2 protein-coding genes are annotated in these 2,246 nt (G+C 56.3%); both read left to right on the top strand.

The features are described 5' to 3' along the window. A partial coding sequence (locus R6X40_RS31515; protein WP_318419114.1) for a porin occupies positions 1 to 1,051 on the top strand: 1,051 nt, incomplete at its 5' end. A 174-nt stretch (positions 1,052 to 1,225) separates the two neighbouring features. Continuing rightward, positions 1,226 to 2,155, top strand: coding sequence for a tyrosine-type recombinase/integrase (locus R6X40_RS31510; RefSeq protein WP_412178505.1), 930 nt, complete (start codon positions 1,226 to 1,228; stop codon positions 2,153 to 2,155). Positions 2,156 to 2,246 lie beyond the last annotated feature (91 nt).

The following is a 2,246-nucleotide window of genomic DNA, read 5'->3' as shown; positions in this document are numbered from 1 at the left end:
CCTTCTTCTCGGCTCCGCTGCAGCTCTCGCAGCAGTATCCGGCGCCCAGGCAGCTGACGCAATCGTAGCTGCTGAGCCGGAACCAATGGAATACGTTCGCGTTTGCGACGCATTCGGTACTGGCTACTTCTACATCCCAGGCACGGAAACCTGCCTGAAGATCGGCGGCTACGTCCGTTTCCAGACCAACTTCGGTCGTGACCAGGTACAGAAGGGTGCTTTCGCAGGCAACGGTTCGTCCAGCTGGGATACGTTCACGCGTGGTCAGTTGCAGTTCGACGCCAAGAACGACACTGAACTTGGCACGCTTGAAAGCACGATCGTTCTGCAGACCAACGCCGATGCGGCTGGCAACAGCGACTCGACGTTCCTTGATACGGCTTCGTTCGCGATCGCTGGCTTCAAGTTCGGCTACTACTACAGCTGGTGGGATGATGGCATCGCTGGCGAAACCGATGCTCTCGCAACCAACACCCTGTTCAACTCGATCTCGTACACCTACGATGGCGGCGCATTCAAGGCCGGTATCTCGGTTGACGAACTCGAAGGCATTGGTCGCGCTGGTGGTTTCCCCGCTTTGCCGAACGATTTCAGCCGCAAGGATAACGGCGTTGGCGTTGCTGCCATGCTGTCCGGTTCGATTGGTGGCGTAACGGCTACCCTGCTCGGTGGTTATGACACAGAGCGCGAAGAAGGCGCAATCCGCGCTATCTTGTCCGCTGAACTCGGTGCTGGCACGTTCAACCTGGCCGGCGTCTGGGCATCTGACCCGAACGTATATTACAACGAATCCGAGTGGACCGTTGCAGCATCGTACGAGTTCAAGGCAACCGACAAGCTGACGATCACTCCGGCTGCTCAGTACTTCGCTGACTACGCGTTCATCGACGGTACCGATGCATGGCGTGTTGGCCTGACGGCCGGCTACCAGATCACGGACGGCCTCAAGGCTCTCGCGACTGTTAACTATCAGGACATCGACGACAACGCCACGTTCGGCGTCGGCGGCGACGAAGTCACCGGCTTCGTCCGTCTGCAGCGCGACTTCTAATCTGATCATCTGATCGGATTGTAAATTGCCCGCAACCTCTATGAGGGGTTGCGGGCTGTTGCATTTGAGTAACTGTTGTTGACGGTGCAGACTTTGAGGATCCGTTCGATGCAGGTTTTGAATTGAATGCCGAGCGCGGCAGTCTTTGTATAACTCCTCCTTGGAGGGTTATCATTGAGCCGGGCACGAGACAAAGCGGGCGGTAACGCCGACTTTGAAAGCGCAGGTATCGGAGCGTACAGTCTCCATTACCAATTCGCTGTCGGCCGCCCCGCCAAACCGGTAGAAAGCGTGTCTCTCAAGCTGCTCTTTGAGCGCTATGGGGATCTGCTCTGGGAGCCTGGTTCGCACAAATACAATGTGACGGCCTTTATATATGAACTCCACACTCTGCTGATTACGCCTGAGTTCTCGGTATTCACCGACGAAATGCTCGATAGCCTGATCGCCTCCCTGCGCAAACGCGGCAACAGCAACGCAACCATCAATCGAAAGATGGCGGCACTAAGCAAGCTGTTGCGAAAGGCGTTTAAAATGGGAGAGGTGCACAGTTTACCCGAATTCCGACGGCAGAAAGAGAAGTCTGGCCGCATTCGCTTCCTTGAATACGACGAGGAAGATCGGCTTTTTGCGGCAATCGAGAGCCATTCCGAACTCTATCATCGCTTCTGTATTTTCCTTGTTGATACCGGCGCTCGGCTGGGCGAAGCGATCAGCTTGCGCTGGAATGATATCCACGAGGATCGCGCGACATTCTGGGTTACAAAATCGGGAAAAAGTCGATCGGTGCCCCTGACGTCACGTGCTGTCGTGGCTGTCGCTCGTCGGGCCGGACAGATCGGACCATTTAACAGCATTGACCAGCAACAGTTCCGCGCGGTCTGGAACCAGGCAAAAAAGGAGGTTGGTCTATCGACCGACAGCGATGTCGTACCTCATGTGCTGCGGCACACCTGCGCCTCACGCCTGGTCAGAGGAGGTATCGATATCCGCAGGGTTCAAATGTGGCTCGGCCACCAGACGCTACAGATGACGATGCGATATGCCCATCTCGCCTCTCATGATCTGGATGTGTGCGTGCCGATCCTGGAGCGGCATAAATAGATCTCAGCAGGCGCTAAGCTGTTGGTCTTCCCGAAGCTGGTCGGGGTTGCGCAGGGGAGACCAACAGCGCTTGGTCGGTTATCTCTGACTG

It is taken from the genome of Rhizobium sp. PL01, from assembly GCF_033447125.1.
Classification (GTDB): Bacteria; Pseudomonadota; Alphaproteobacteria; order Rhizobiales; family Rhizobiaceae; genus Pararhizobium.
The sequence above is the reverse complement of the archived record's forward strand: the minus strand, read 5'-3'. Positions and strand labels throughout refer to the sequence as shown.